Below are 13,830 nucleotides of genomic sequence, written 5' to 3'. Positions count from 1 at the left end.
TCATGTAAACAGCAAAGGAGGGAACATGCTCAGGATGTTCGTTACAGTACTTCCAGGGCTGCTCCCTCTTGCGCTGCTTACAATGGGATTAAGCGCAACGCTAAGCGTTGGCGAGGGACGAGATAAGCCAATCAGCTGCCGCTGGCGACTTTTTGGTTTGATTTTTGGAACAGTTGCGGCTCTTGTTTTTGCATTTTTGCGCGCAAGCGTGGTGATTAATCAGCGCAATTTTGTGAATCTTCCAGCGCTTTGCATTGCTGTTCCGCTAGATGTTGCAACAATCGCCTGTGTTGGCGCATCTGGCAAAACGGTTACAAAATGGCGCAAAAATCCGCTGCCCTTGCACATAAGTAATGCAATTGGCGCGCTTTGCCTAGCGTTTACAGTGTTTTACGCGCTCCCAGACGTGATTTTGCAGCTTACGATTTTCGTAGACTCCAGCACGCCTCCGTTTACTTCCGATATGCTTCTTCGCGCGCTAGGATTTATTCTTGGCGCGGCTGCTGTGATTTGCATAAGTCTTATGGTGCGATCTTTGCGCACAACCGCGAGTATTGGCGCCTTTAAAATCGCAATTATTCTAAGCTTAATAATTTTGCTAATTCAGCATTTAACATCCCTGCTGCAAATTATGCAAGGAAGTATTTTGCTGTATATAGACGATTTTTCGTTTAGCATTCTTGTTTGGCTTATAAACAACGCTCCGCTTATGATTATTGCGCAAATTTGCGTGTTTTTGATTCCTGCATTTGCGTCTATTGTAATTGGTTTTAAGACGCCTGTAGATGGAGAAAATCCTGCACAAATCCGCGCAAAGCGAGCGTTTAAGCGCAAGTCTAGAAGGTCTGCGCTTGCGGCGCTAATGGCTGCAATCGTAGTAATACTTACGCTTACTGCTGGCGTGTCTCTTATGAATATTAAGCCAACGCTTACGCCGCCAGAACCGTACGAGTTGCATGATGGCGTAGCAACAATCAACTTTGTGCAAATTAGCGATGGCCACTTGCATAGATTCCAATACAAAGCTAAAGATGGCACTGTTATGCGCTTTATAATCATCAAGAAAAATGGTGGAGCGTATGGAGTGGGCTTGGACGCTTGCGAAAATTGTGGAGACGCAGGCTACTACGAAAAAGACGGCAAGATAATATGCCGAAAATGCGATGTTGCAATAAATTTGGCGACTATTGGTTTTAAGGGCGGATGCAATCCTATTCCATTCCCATACAAGGCTGGTGGCGGCAAAATTACCATTCACACAGCCGATTTAGACGTGCTTAGCTCGCACTTTAAGTAGGAGTGCTTGCAAATGTTTATGATTCGAATGGTTGCGCGATCTCTTGCAAGGCAGATTAAAAAGCGAGTTCTTATAGCGATTGTTGTGTGCTTGAGTGCGTGTGTAAGCGTTGCAATGCTTAGCGTTGTTTACGACGTTGGAGACAAAATTAACGCGGAGCTTAGCTCTTACGGGTCCAATATTATTGTTCAGCCTAAGTCGAATGCTGTTGTGAACGACTTGTATGTGTCTCGCACAAAGTCAGGCTATAGTAATTCGCAAACTTTGCAAACTTCTCAAACTTTGGCGGATGCTGAAAGTCAAGAATCTACCGCTTTTTTGAAGGAATCGGATGCTGCAAAAATCAAAATGATTTTTTGGGCGTTTAACATAACGAATTTTGCGCCAAAACTAACGATTTATGCAAATCTTAAAGCAAATCTTAAAGCAAATTCTTCTGCCGAATCTGCTAAATCTGCTAATTCAGTAGTCCCAATTGTTGGCACGTGGTTTAATCGCAAGCTTGCGCTCGCTTCTGGAGAAACAACAGTTGTTGGTGTGCAAGGAATGCGGTCTTGGTGGAAGATGCTTGAAGGCAGATTCCCGCGCGATTTTAAGCACGAGGCCGCTGTTGGCACAAATCTTGCTAAAAGTCATAATCTAAAAGTTGGTCAGCGAATAAAACTAACTCGTTCTGGCAGACAAATCTCACTTAAAATTGTTGGCATCTACGATTCTGGAGATAGCGACAATAACGCGATTTACGCGGATTCCAGCCAGGCACAGCGTATTGCAAACAAGCCAAATATGGTTGAGGCGATTGAAGTTAAAGCATTGACTACGCCAGAAAACGATTTAGCGCGTAAAGCGGCGAAGAATCCAGCGGCGCTTAGCCAAGAAGAGTGGGAGACGTGGTATTGCACAGCCTACCCAAGCTCGATTACTTACCAAATTGAAGAAGTGATTCCAGACGCTGTTGCAAAGCAAGTGCGGCAAGTTTCGGCTATGCAAGGCAGCGTGCTTAACAAGACGCGCGCTGTGATGGTGCTTATGACGGCGCTTAGCTTGGTTGCGGCGGCTGTTGCGGTTGCGAATCTTATGGCGGCTGCGATTTCGGAGCGCTCGGGGGAGCTTGCGCTGCTCAAGGCGCTGGGTGCGCGCGATGGTGCTGTTGCGCGGCTAATGCTTATGGAAACAGCGGTTATTGCATGCGCTGGTGCGCTTATTGGCATGATTGCAGGCTTTGGCGTTGCGCAAGTGATTGGATTTAGCGTGTTTGGTTCTGCGATTTCGCTTCGACCAATGGTGTTTGTGCTGGTGTTTGTGCTTCTTGCGATTACTGTTCTTGCTGCTGCTGGCTCTTCTATTCGCTCTATTTTGCATGTGCGTCCTGCGGAGGTGCTTCATGGGCGTTAAATCTGGTTCGGGTATGACTTCTAATAGCGCAATGTTTGCGACTATGCTTTTTGGCGCGGTTTTTCGCCGAAAGTCGCGTGCGCTTATGGCAGTAGTTGCCACTCTTGTTGGTGCCGCTACGCTATTTTGCTTGGCTGCAATCTGCATTGTTGTTCCTCAACAAATGAGTGACGAAATGCGCGCATACGGAGCGAATATTATTGTGACGCCGCTTGCAGGCGAGTGGAAAAATGGCATTGATCGCGCAATGGTTTTGCACACTAACGACATGGTTCTTGCAAAAGGTGCTATGCGATTTGCTACCTACCGTTACGAAAATGTGCGCATTAATGCGGCTCCGTACGTGCTTGCTGGAGTGGATGTCTCCGCTGTTAAGTCGCTTAATAAGCATTGGAACGTGGACGGCGCTTGGCCTAGCAGTGGCAACGTTATGGTTGGGCGAGATGTTGCTTCGGCTATGGGATTGAAGATTGGTTCGCGCATTGCAATCGCGTATCGCGCTGGCGATAATTCCTCGGATTCGGATAGCCTTGCGCAAAAATCGCAAGGTAATCAAGCAGGCAATCAAACAGATAATCAAACAGATAAATCTTCTCAAAATAAGCTTGTTGAAGGCAGAGTTTCCACAGATATTATGGATACTCACGGCACAACTTTCCGCGTTTGCGGCATTTTAGATACGGGAGATGCCGAAGATTCCATGCTTTACGCAACTAACGCGGATTTGCGTGCGCTTACAGGCGTTAAGCGCGGTGCGGACGTGATTGCTTACTCGTCTTCTGCGCCGAACGTAGATGCTGTTGTGCGCAGCATTAACGATATGACTTCTATGCGTGTTCGTGCGCAACAAGTTACTAAAGTTACGGCGGCAGATACTGGCATTATTGCTATGCTTCGCAGCCTATTTTGGATTGTTTCGCTGGTTGTTCTTGCGTTGATGATGGTTGGCGTAAGCACTACGATTTCTTCGATTGTGCAGCAGCGCCGAAATGAGATTGGCTTGCGCAAAGCTTTGGGTGCGAGCGCTAAAAGCATTGGCATTGAGTTCACTGCGGAATCTGGGCTTTATGGTTTTATTGGCGGAATCGCTGGTACAGCAGTGGGGTATGGATTTGCGCGATTGCTTGCGTCAATGGTGTTTTCTAGAGATTTGAGCGTAAATTGGTGGCTGGTTGTGTTTTCTATTGTGTTTAGCGTTGCAGCGTCTTGCGTTGCAGCGTTGCCGCCTGTTTTGCGCGCTTCAAAAATAGACCCTGCGATTGTGCTTCGAGAAGAATAGCTTTTATAGTGATTTTTAGAGTGATTTTAGAGTGTTTAGTTAAGGATTTTGGTTAAGGATTTAATATGACAGAAAATAAAGAAACTAAGCTGGAGAGCACAAAAGCTGAGCCAGAAATGCTGTTGACTTTGGACCATGTTTCCAAGATTTACGGCTCTCTTCGCGCTGTTGACGATTTGTCGCTTACTGTGCCGCAAGGCGAGTGGCTTTCGATTGTTGGCTCGAGCGGTTCTGGCAAAACTACGCTGATGAATATTATTGGGTGCATGGATTCGCCGTCTAAAGGCTCTGTTGCTTTGCAAGGCCGCAAACTCGAGGATTTGAACGCGGGCCAGCTTGCAGACGTTCGCAAAAACGTAATCGGTCTTGTGTTTCAAAAGTTTTATCTTGTGCCACATTTAACAGCCGTAGAAAATGTGATGGTTGCGCAATATTATCATTCAGTTGTAGATGAATCGCAAGCAATGGAAGCCTTGGAACGCGTTGGCTTGAAGGATCGCGCGCATCATTTGCCGAGCCAGCTTTCTGGCGGCGAACAGCAGCGTGTTTGTGTTGCTCGTGCGCTTATTAACTGCCCGAAGTTGCTTCTTGCGGATGAACCGACTGGTAATTTGGACGAAAAGAATGAGCAGATTGTACTAGACTTATTTAAGCAGCTTCATTCCCAGGGCACTACGATTATTGTTGTAACGCACGATTCTTTGGTAGCTCAATGCGCGGATCGTGAAATTATGCTCAACCACGGTGTGCTTGTTGGCGAACGTTGGAATAATGAGGTTGCGCGCAAAGAGTACGAGGCGATTGGTGGCAAGCCTGCGTTTACGAGTGCACATGTTGATGAAAGCGTTGCGCAATCTTTGCAAAATCATGAGCCTACTAAGTCACCTAAATTAGCGAATTTAGATGATTAGTTTTTAAATGATTAGTTGCGCATAGTTTTAATTTAAGATTTAAAGGCGATGATTTATGATTTTAGACAATATGTTTCACAATGTTTCACGCTGCACTAATTTGCGTGATGATTTGAAGTCTAAAAAAATTGCAAAAACGGTTGCTGCGATTGCGGTTTTGGCTAGCTCAAGTGCGCTTCTTGCATCTTGCGGCGAGCCAAGTGCCGTTCCAATGAATGATGAGTTTGCAGGAAACTCTGGTCAAAGCGAAAACGATAGTGGCAATGCTTCGAAATCTTACGATTCTGGTGCTCAACAATCGCACGCTTCTGCACAAAGTGAGGATTCGCAAAATCAGCAAAATCAGCAAAATTCGCCTAAAACAGACACTGGCAATTACAAAGATGGCGATTACAAAATAAAAGCTAAGTATGGGCCAGTTGCAGAAGATAGCATTGACGTGAATTTAAGCGTTGCAAATGGAAATATTAGCAGTGTGCAAATAACGTCTCATCCGTTTACGCCAATCTCCAAAAAACACATGAGCGCTTTTAGTGAGGCTATTCCAGGAAAAATCGTTGGAAAGCCGTTGAAAGATTTGCATATTTCGGTTGTTGCTGGAGCAAGTTGGACTAGTGATGCCTTCAATAAAGCGCTTGACGTTGCTCGCCAAGAGGCTTCAATTCAATCCGCAAAATAATCTTGAACTACCTTACTTTATTAATATAATCGTGACTATAATAATCGTGATTATATTGTTGAATATTTGCGTGTAATTAATAGGGGTTAGTAGTGCAGTTGTTTACAATACTAACCCCTATTTTGTTTGTTTTTTTCTTATGAAATTATTGTTTATTTATTTTTATGTGCTTTAATTTTTGCTATGATTTCAGCAAGTCCAAACGTTAAAATTGTAGAAAAAGCGGTTAGTGATATTGCGCTTCCTGTTTTTGGAAGTTGGTTATTATCATTTTTGCGTTTTTCTACGATTTTATTATTTGGATTTTCTTTTGGTAGTGGCGTAATGTTTGGTGTTTTTTCTGGAGTCGGCTTATATTTTGGCCATGGTGTTTTTTCTGGTGTTTGTTTTGGTGTTGGTTCAGGAACAGGCGTAGGTTCAGGAACAGGCGTAGGTTCAGGAACAGGCGTAGGTTCAGGAACAGGCGTAGGCGGTGTAGGTGGCGTTGGAGGTGTCGGAGGAGTTTGTGGATCATATTCTACGGTGAGAGAAATATCATTAGCGCCTGCTGCTGCGTCAGAGTTCTTACCATCGTTTGTTTGTGAGCCGTTCCAAGTAAAGTCAAATAATTTCGTTGTTCCATTAAATGTTGCAGCTGCGTGGAATGAGCCAGATACTGTTCCAACGATTGTAGCTTTTCCGGAGAAATCTTGATTTATCTTTATTCCCGGAATAGTGATTTTCATTGCGTCGCCAAGATTTGTTTGTACTGCTGTCTGCAATGCTGCATACGTTGTAATGCCAGATTTCAAATTAATAGTAACTGTTACAGTCTTGTCTTTAACTTGCACATCCTGGATAGCAAAAGTATCTGAGAACCCATCGAGCTTAAGTGTATTTTTTGTGATATTTTCAGGCAGCGTTAAACCGTCTGGGATAGTAAATGTAGCCATGAACGAAGATGTCATATCTTCGAGAGTAATTTTGTCATAATCTTTCGCATTTACTGTGTTAAATTTCTTTTCTATCGTCTTCATTTGGTCTTTTACTACTGAAGCTGTGATTGTGCCAGTGAAATCAATAGTTTGTCCTGGAGTAACTTTATACGCTGTAGTTGCTGTGTTCTCGCCAGTTAATAAATCTGCAGGAAGATTAATATCCTCCTGTTGTATCTGTTTAACATTTGGATTAATCTCCCACTTAAGGTAGAAGGTAAGATCGTCGTTCACTCGTAAATTGTTATCAATACTAGCTTTTTCAGTTCCATTCTTGTCTTTGAACCAATAGTAGTAACTTCCAATCGTAATTCCGAATATACTGTACGATTCATCTTTATTCTTAAGCGTGTAGTATTTGCGCGTGGCTAGATTTGTATAAGTTGTGTCTGAATCAGAATCTGCTTTGCCACTAATGCCAGGTGTGTCTATATTGACATTATCATCCAAACTTTTAATAAGATTGATTAGCGTCCTGTTTTCGCTAAATGTTGCTGTTTTCTTAACAACAGCAACATCTCCACCGCGCTTATCTTTTTTAATCTCAAATACTTTTGTATTTGTCTTAAATATACTGTTATTGGAGAAAGTTCCGCCATTTGCAGAGAATTTTACTGTAAATTCTTTTTCTTCCCAATTTGCATATAAGTCAATTAAGTTTTCACTTTGCGATATAGAAATATTGCTACCTGCTTTTACAGTCTTGCCTTTGCCGTTTTTATCGGTAGTCCAACCTTTGAAGACCATTCCCTTTCGGGCAAATTTTGCATTATTTTTAACAACTTCGTAGAATGAAAGAACTTTGCTAGTGCGTTTTGGACTAGTTTCACTAACAATGTATGTTGCATCATCTTGAGCGCAATTATGGTAGCGAACAGCATAAGATGAGGAATCTTTTTCCCACTTTGCGTACACTGTTGTGTCGCTTTTAATTATCATTTTTTCAGTAAATTTTTGCTCGCTATGCTGAGCGTTTTTGCAGAACCACCCGAGGAACTTATATCCAGGAGCAATTGGATTTGCTGGTACTTCAGTACTTCCTCCTGCCACTGTTTTTGCAAAGTTTAATGCGTAACCGCGTATAGCAAGGGATTCTTTTGCTTTAGTTGAAGAGTCAGAGAATATAGCTCCTTTAGCTTTTTTAGAATCCTCAGCTTTTGTATCATTGAGCTCGAATGTCACTTTTGCTGCTGGAACCCATACGTGCTTTTCGTTATCTTTAGAAGCTTTATTAACTGAGTATATGTAGGTATTTCCTTTTTTGTTAATTGGTTTTATCTCATTCACAGAACTATCAGCAAGAGTAAAGAGACTTAGCTTTTCGTTACCGTTTTCTTCACCGTTTACAGGAACAGTGCTTCCCTTGTTGCTGTGATATCCAGGAGCATATGTAACCATGTGTGAGCCTCCAGTCACAACATAGTTATTTCCTGTTCCAGCTCCACCGTCTGCATTTTTATTTGCTGGGCTATCTATTAAGCAGTCTCCCTTAAGTTCAATAGATCCACTGTTTTGAGCTCCAAAAAGCGCTCCACTATTTTTTCCATCACCTTTGATTGTAGAATTGGTGAGAATTACTTTTCCGCTATTTACATTTAAGCCGCCAGCGCCACCATTATTAAATTCAAGAGTAGAGTTGGTAACGGCTAATTTTCCATTTGATATTCCAACGGAAATGCCTGCAGTAGATCCTGCATTAGCAACAATTCGTGAATTATTGGTAACAGTTGAGTCGCCTTGAATTGTTAAACCAGTTGAGTGTCTCCAACCAATTTTATTAATCACAAACTCCGAATTGTCCATGTTTAATTTGTTTACATAGTATGACATTCCGAAGCCTGCTACAGTAAGTGAAGAATTTTTCAAAGTTAAATCATATGCGTCAAACCATGTGCGAATTTGTGATTTAACGTTAATAGTAGCATTTTCGAAAGTAATACCATCAGCATAAAAACCTGTATTACATTTGTCATCAGCAGTAATTTTTAATTTATCTTTGCTTGTGCCTTTTACTGTTCCCGCAAGGTAAATTCCGTGACTGTCTTCTACTGCGTTATCTTTGAAAGTGTATGTGCCATCTGTAATAAGAGAGCCTTTTTCCGCTGTAAGAGCTACCTTAAATGCAGTCATTTTCAATTCGCCGTCACCGCGAAGTGTGGAACCAGATTTCAGCGTGATTCCATCGTTGGTATTATTTGAGCCTGTTATTGTGGCGCCGGATTTATCGATAGAAAGTGTAATGTCTTGTGGAATTTCTACAGGTGTATTAAGTGAAAAATTGCCTTTAATGGTAATATTTGCAGGTTTTTGTGCAGTTTTTTCAAGAGCTTTTTGAATAGTTTTTAATGGCTTACTTTCAGATCCATCGTTTGTGTCTGATCCGTTTGTGCCATCTACAACAAGTTGTGTTTTTGGAGCTGGGTTAGTTACGGTTACTTCTGTTGATGGGGGGGGGGGTAATAGCTAATGCACTTATTGGATATACAGAAAGTAGCGACATTGCTGCAATGATAGTTGAAGCAGTAAGTATGCGCATGCCTTTATATTTATTATTTCTTCTCATTGTTAGCTCCATATTGTCCGCTGAAGTTGGGCGCTAGTTAATGCATCGTATTAATACAGTTTCTACACTACACCTGTAGAAGGTAAAAGTATACTCGTATTTGTATTAAATACAATAGTTTATAAATATTTGCATAATCTAATTAATAGTGCAATAGTAGCTGTGCTGTGTTTATAACTGTAGAATGTTGAATATTTCATATAAAATATTCTCATGCAAATTCTTTTTTTGGACGAGAGTGGAACCGCTCCTAAACGTGATGCTGTAGAGCAAAATCCTTATTTTGTTTTGGGCGGATTAGTCATTCCAGAATCGCAATGGAAATCATTACAAAGTAATCTGCATGGATTAAAAAAGAAATATGGGATTGAGGGGGAAGTTAAGTGGCGTTATTTCATTAATCATCCATTAAGCAACGAGACCACGCCTCTTTCTAATTTGAGTGTTAATGAATTGAATGAATTGCGTGAGAATCTGTTTAAGCTGATTTCGGAAAATGAAGATTTTAAAATTATTGCTGCTGTAGTGAACACTAAGGAGTATTACGATAAATATAAAGATGGCAATGCTGAAAATATGTATCACACTGCGTTTGAAAAAATATGTGAACGTTTTCAGTATTATCTTCAAGATTTAAGTAAAAATGCTGGTACAAAAGTTTATGGAATGATAGTTATTGATGCTCGTAATAGTAAACAAAATAAGCAACTTGATGATTTCCATTTTGATCTACTCAATAATCATGACTCACATCGAGCTGATTATAACAATCTAATTGAAGGATTATTTATAGCAGCTTCTCATCACAGTGTAGGTGTGCAGTTTGCAGATTTAGTTGCAGGAGCAGTTTATAGAAAATGTTCTAAAAGAGATTCAACTTTTTATAATATGATAAGAAATAACGTTCGTAGAAATAGTCAAGGTAAAGCGGAAGGATTTGGAGTAGTGGCTGTACCTAGTGGCAGCCGTATTATTGAAAATTGAAATAATAAAAATAGACGCCGTGTTGAAGATTAACCTCAAACCTACAATATGGCGCAGTCACGGCGTAGTAAAATTATATCATAAATTGTTTATTGTTTGCAATATTGCGTTTTAGCGCCATAATCACCTTACTCCTTGACTTCAAAAATAGTTCCTTCGTTGCGAATCGTTGTTGCTATCATGGCTCCGGTTGCTGCCATAAATGGAATAATAGCATCTCTGTATTCGTGCATGAATTGTGCAAAATCATGATTCCAAGAAATAATCGCAACGTACAAAAGAAGGAATTCGATTGCTGTAAATATTGCCCACTTAAGAATCCAAATAAGCGTTTTTTTAATAAGTTTTATAGAGTCCTTGCTCATGAGTTGTTTCCCTTCCAATTTGCTGTTTTGTTCGTGAGCATTGTAGCTAATTTGTGTACGCTGCCTATCGTTCGTATGTATTTTGTATTTCTAGTATAAATGCCGCAAGTCTTCGAGCAATATTATGTACTCAGAACTTAGTACTCAAGATTGCACGGAAAATGTTTGTAATTAGAGTTAAAGCAACGCACAAATATGTTGCGCAAATACGTTACAGATACAAGGAGATACAAACATGAGTAGCGCAGATATGGGTAGTGTAAGCATGAGTGATTTTGGTATAAACTCTTGGCAGCCAGAAGATAGCGTAAACAAAATAGGAAATGTTAGTGAAAATAGCATTAATCAAATTCAAAAGCAGGAAGATAACTTTGCGGAAAATAGTAGCGAAGAGCTTTCACAAGATGAAATTGATGAATTAGCTAAGCAATTAGAAGAAGTCTTTACAAAATATATTGTGCTAGAAAATGGCTCTTTTGTTGTAAAAGAAGACGCTATTATTGCAGACGGCTATGGCGACCATATAGAATATTTTCGCAATGCCGCAAAAGGATTAAATCTTTCAATGGAAGATCAACAATAAGCTTAAATCCTTAAAGCCTTAAATCCTTAAAGATCGCTTTGATCAATAGGGTGCCCTTGTGGGCGCTTTATTGATCGCCACAAAATCACCAATGTTAAGACGCCATTTGCAATTCCGTAGTAATAAATCCAAGGAACGTGAATAAGCCCACAAATAAAGCATGTAATAATATTTGTTAAATTATTCGAGTAATTGTTGAGTATTTGCTTATTTTGTGATTCGACTTTTTTGCGCTCTTGCTCAAGAGTAATTATGTAATCTTTGCTGTTCTCTATATTCTCAACATCACTACTTATGCTGTTAGTGCCCGCACAGCTAAGCTTAGATATATTATTTTCTATATACGCATTTTTTTCTTTAATAACGCTTTTGCGCAAGAAAAAATATGCATAAGAATACAATGCAACAGAAAGAAGTCCTAGAACAAGCCACAAAGCGAAAAAGTCAAAGCTACGCATAAAAGCAGCTGTTGAGGCAAGCGCCATCGCAGCTACTTCTGCGGAGTGCAATACTATTAGTCGTTTTGTCATATAATCCTGCTGCAATCATTATTAAAGATGAATTTCAACGCAACCAAAAGTCGCATATTGTTACTTATTATAACCAAGTTTGACTTACATGCATTACTTGTAATCATTTATTACTACACGATTTGCCCTACTTTGCGCGCGTTTATAAAGTAGAATATAAGAAAAGTAGCGTGTGATTGCAAGAAAGCCATTATGCCAAAAACGTATGCAATAGTAGATAACGACCCATTAGTTTTAGCGGTTATGCGAAACGTGCTCAGCAAGCTTTTGCCAAGCGAGTACGTGTGCAAATGGTGCGTAAAATCAGGCGTGCAAGCTTTGAAATATTGCCAAGTAACAAAAACTACTCCGGATTATATTTTGATAGATATGTCAATGAAAGACATGTCTGGAGTAGAGGTAATACGCGCAATTCGTGAACAAAACAACAATATTGTTTTAATTGGCATGACTTCGTATGATTGTAGATCCTACGCTTCGATGGTTGCGCAAGTTGGTGGGCAAGCAATGGTTGCTAAAGACAATTTCAAAGGACTAGCAGAAGCTTTGCAATATTGCGATAATCAGCATGCGTATGGCTGCCGATGTGTTAAAGATGTTGCTTACGATTTTGCTACTCCGCAAGAATCTTTTATTAGACTTTCTAAATCAAGATCGCGCAGCGTTTTGCCGCCTCAAGAACTAAAAATTATGGATCTGCTTGCTAAAGGGTACACAACGAATCAGATTGCGTCTCAACTTGGTCTTATGCCAAACACTATTAACACGCATATTCATAGAATTTACAAAAAATTACATGTTTCTAACCGAGTGCAAGCAATATCCGCGTTTGCTGCAATGCAAAATCGTGAGCAAAATAGCAATATGCAATATTTTAATGATTCGCCGCAGAATCATCCGAATCTTTTGCAAGAAACGGATAACGCATGTTAATGAAAACATTTTCGCGCGTTATTGAGTTGGTTAAAAGCTGGAAAATTCAGCGAACTTTATTCATAATATTGGCGATTCTTGTAGTGTCAATGGATGTGCAATCTTGCAATACAGCTGGTTTGTGGCATAATCCATTACAATCTGTGTGCCAATACGTTTGGATGTTCGCAATATTTCTTTTGATTGCTTTTCCTCGTCAAATATCCCTCGTAACTCCGATTTTATATTGCGTAACGTTAGCAGTACCAGGCGTAAATGCAACTTGCTTTCTTTTTTCATTGATCGCTAGCATGTTTGTTGCAGGCTTTTACGATTCGTGGAAGTATTTGCTTTGTGCGTACATAGTTTCGCTGAATATTATGTACTTTGCAAAAATTGCGTACATTCCGCTTACTTTCCCTTGTTTTATTCTTATTTCCATGATTTGTGGCTACGCTTTGCGCAAGTATTTGAACATGTTGGAGGAAAATAATCGCGCAAAAATGGATATTGTGCGCAGTGAGTTCCAGTCTTATATTGCTTCTGTTGCATTGCAATTGCACGACGATGTGAACAATGAGATTACGGATATTACATTGCTTGCGACTGATGCTTTGTATACCGAGAAAAGTGATCATACAAAAGAGTCGCTAGAGCAGATTGTTGAGCATTCTCGTAATGCGCTTTCTAAAACGCGACTTGTTATTAATCTACTTGAACAAGCTGAGCATAAGTATGATGATTCTTTAGATTCAAATATTGCCAGCACGCAGTTTATTTATAGTTCTAATAGCAATAATCGCATAAGTTTGACTGATTTCTTATGCAATATTCGCGCACGCTTACAGGCTGAACGTAAGATTTGCGAGCAGCTTGGGTACTATGGCTCTCTAACAGTGAATGATAAAAGTTCGGGGAGTGGTGATTTTACTGCATCTGCAACTATTAGTACTGAAAAAGCTCAATGTGCTATTCGCATGTGCAGCGAGCTGCTTACTAATATTCGTAAGCATTGCAATACTAGCGTTGATTTTTCTATGAACGTTACGGTTGATAAGCGCGAATGCAGAATAATGTGTATGAATTCGATTTCGACGTTGAATAAGTTTGGCGAAAGACTTGTTTTTGGCAAAGGTCTACTATTCCACAAAAAATCTGTGGAACGTTTAGGTGGATCTTTAAGCGCGCAAAAAGATGACGACACTTGGCTGGTCAATGTTGTTATTCCGCTAAACTAGTATCAATCAGACTCTTGCGTTATCGTGGCAAAAATCGCAAATCTAACAGAATCTGCCACGATAACTCCATAAGTACGCCTCTATTTAAAAATAATTCCAAAACGGAAATATTCTTAAATG

General features: G+C 40.4%; 13 protein-coding genes. 10 read left to right on the top strand and 3 right to left on the bottom strand.

Annotated features, from left to right (window positions below; genetic code table 11):
* The first annotated feature begins 25 nt into the window (after positions 1 to 25).
* From GAVG_RS05870 to GAVG_RS05850, 5 genes are all read left to right on the top strand, one after another.
* Positions 26 to 1,297, top strand: coding sequence for a DUF2318 domain-containing protein (locus GAVG_RS05870; protein ID WP_013399782.1), 1,272 nt, complete (start codon positions 26 to 28; stop codon positions 1,295 to 1,297).
* A 12-nt stretch (positions 1,298 to 1,309) separates the two neighbouring features.
* Positions 1,310 to 2,692 (top strand): ABC transporter permease, encoded by a 1,383-nt coding sequence (locus GAVG_RS05865; protein ID WP_004116188.1) that lies wholly within the window; start codon positions 1,310 to 1,312, stop codon positions 2,690 to 2,692.
* Positions 2,682 to 3,971, top strand: coding sequence for an ABC transporter permease (locus tag GAVG_RS05860; protein ID WP_009994329.1), 1,290 nt, complete (start codon positions 2,682 to 2,684; stop codon positions 3,969 to 3,971). Before GAVG_RS05865 ends, GAVG_RS05860 begins: the two co-directional genes overlap by 11 nt.
* Positions 3,972 to 4,036: 65 nt before the next feature.
* Positions 4,037 to 4,882, top strand: a complete 846-nt coding sequence (locus GAVG_RS05855) for an ABC transporter ATP-binding protein (RefSeq protein WP_009994331.1) — start codon at positions 4,037 to 4,039, stop codon at positions 4,880 to 4,882.
* A 55-nt stretch (positions 4,883 to 4,937) separates the two neighbouring features.
* Complete coding sequence (locus tag GAVG_RS05850) at positions 4,938 to 5,561, top strand: FMN-binding protein (protein WP_004573683.1); 624 nt, start codon at positions 4,938 to 4,940, stop codon at positions 5,559 to 5,561.
* Between the two features lie 152 nt (positions 5,562 to 5,713).
* On the opposite strand, the gene GAVG_RS05845 is transcribed toward GAVG_RS05850, so the two are convergent.
* Positions 5,714 to 8,665, bottom strand: coding sequence for an InlB B-repeat-containing protein (locus GAVG_RS05845; RefSeq protein ID WP_029600582.1), 2,952 nt, complete (start codon positions 8,663 to 8,665; stop codon positions 5,714 to 5,716).
* A gap of 25 nt (positions 8,666 to 8,690) precedes the next feature.
* Between GAVG_RS05845 and GAVG_RS07515 the strand changes: the two genes are divergently transcribed.
* Both GAVG_RS07515 and GAVG_RS05840 read left to right on the top strand, forming a co-directional pair.
* A complete protein-coding gene (locus GAVG_RS07515; RefSeq protein WP_048730728.1) occupies positions 8,691 to 8,870 on the top strand; it encodes a hypothetical protein in 180 nt (59 codons plus the stop codon).
* Positions 8,871 to 9,311: 441 nt separating this feature from the next.
* Positions 9,312 to 10,082, top strand: a complete 771-nt coding sequence (locus tag GAVG_RS05840) for a DUF3800 domain-containing protein (protein ID WP_004114245.1) — start codon at positions 9,312 to 9,314, stop codon at positions 10,080 to 10,082.
* Between the two features lie 128 nt (positions 10,083 to 10,210).
* On the opposite strand, the gene GAVG_RS05835 is transcribed toward GAVG_RS05840, so the two are convergent.
* Positions 10,211 to 10,447 (bottom strand): hypothetical protein, encoded by a 237-nt coding sequence (locus tag GAVG_RS05835; protein WP_004114248.1) that lies wholly within the window; start codon positions 10,445 to 10,447, stop codon positions 10,211 to 10,213.
* A gap of 235 nt (positions 10,448 to 10,682) precedes the next feature.
* Between GAVG_RS05835 and GAVG_RS05830 the strand changes: the two genes are divergently transcribed.
* Entirely contained in the window at positions 10,683 to 11,030 is a 348-nt protein-coding gene (locus tag GAVG_RS05830) for a hypothetical protein (RefSeq protein ID WP_004116167.1), read from the top strand.
* Between the two features lie 26 nt (positions 11,031 to 11,056).
* On the opposite strand, the gene GAVG_RS05825 is transcribed toward GAVG_RS05830, so the two are convergent.
* Positions 11,057 to 11,560: a hypothetical protein gene (locus tag GAVG_RS05825; RefSeq protein WP_013399778.1), complete on the bottom strand. Its 504-nt coding sequence runs from the start codon at positions 11,558 to 11,560 to the stop codon at positions 11,057 to 11,059.
* A 192-nt stretch (positions 11,561 to 11,752) separates the two neighbouring features.
* On the opposite strand from GAVG_RS05825, the gene GAVG_RS05820 reads away from it, so the two are divergent.
* Both GAVG_RS05820 and GAVG_RS05815 read left to right on the top strand, forming a co-directional pair.
* Positions 11,753 to 12,493, top strand: a complete 741-nt coding sequence (locus tag GAVG_RS05820; protein ID WP_004114254.1) for a response regulator transcription factor — start codon at positions 11,753 to 11,755, stop codon at positions 12,491 to 12,493.
* On the top strand, positions 12,487 to 13,710 hold the full coding sequence (locus GAVG_RS05815; protein WP_004114255.1) for a sensor histidine kinase: 1,224 nt from the start codon (positions 12,487 to 12,489) through the stop codon (positions 13,708 to 13,710). The genes GAVG_RS05820 and GAVG_RS05815 overlap by 7 nt, the downstream gene beginning before the upstream one ends.
* Positions 13,711 to 13,830: the final 120 nt, after the last annotated feature.

It is taken from the genome of Gardnerella vaginalis ATCC 14018 = JCM 11026 (genome assembly GCF_001042655.1).
Taxonomy (GTDB): Bacteria; Actinomycetota; Actinomycetes; order Actinomycetales; family Bifidobacteriaceae; genus Bifidobacterium; species Bifidobacterium vaginale.
The sequence above is the reverse complement of the archived record's forward strand: the minus strand, read 5'-3'. Positions and strand labels throughout refer to the sequence as shown.

What these genes read in the sequence shown, in the direction of transcription:
- GAVG_RS05870 (WP_013399782.1), top strand. Translation starts at nt 26, where the DNA reads ATGCTCAGGATGTTCGTTACAGTACTTCCAGGGCTGCTCCCTCTTGCG.
- GAVG_RS05865 (WP_004116188.1), top strand. Translation starts at nt 1,310, where the DNA reads ATGTTTATGATTCGAATGGTTGCGCGATCTCTTGCAAGGCAGATTAAA.
- GAVG_RS05860 (WP_009994329.1), top strand. Translation starts at nt 2,682, where the DNA reads ATGGGCGTTAAATCTGGTTCGGGTATGACTTCTAATAGCGCAATGTTT.
- GAVG_RS05855 (WP_009994331.1), top strand. Translation starts at nt 4,037, where the DNA reads ATGACAGAAAATAAAGAAACTAAGCTGGAGAGCACAAAAGCTGAGCCA.
- GAVG_RS05850 (WP_004573683.1), top strand. Translation starts at nt 4,938, where the DNA reads ATGATTTTAGACAATATGTTTCACAATGTTTCACGCTGCACTAATTTG.
- GAVG_RS05845 (WP_029600582.1), bottom strand. Translation starts at nt 8,665, where the DNA reads ATGACTGCATTTAAGGTAGCTCTTACAGCGGAAAAAGGCTCTCTTATT.
- GAVG_RS05840 (WP_004114245.1), top strand. Translation starts at nt 9,312, where the DNA reads ATGCAAATTCTTTTTTTGGACGAGAGTGGAACCGCTCCTAAACGTGAT.
- GAVG_RS05835 (WP_004114248.1), bottom strand. Translation starts at nt 10,447, where the DNA reads ATGAGCAAGGACTCTATAAAACTTATTAAAAAAACGCTTATTTGGATT.
- GAVG_RS05830 (WP_004116167.1), top strand. Translation starts at nt 10,683, where the DNA reads ATGAGTAGCGCAGATATGGGTAGTGTAAGCATGAGTGATTTTGGTATA.
- GAVG_RS05825 (WP_013399778.1), bottom strand. Translation starts at nt 11,560, where the DNA reads ATGACAAAACGACTAATAGTATTGCACTCCGCAGAAGTAGCTGCGATG.
- GAVG_RS05820 (WP_004114254.1), top strand. Translation starts at nt 11,753, where the DNA reads ATGCCAAAAACGTATGCAATAGTAGATAACGACCCATTAGTTTTAGCG.
- GAVG_RS05815 (WP_004114255.1), top strand. Translation starts at nt 12,487, where the DNA reads ATGTTAATGAAAACATTTTCGCGCGTTATTGAGTTGGTTAAAAGCTGG.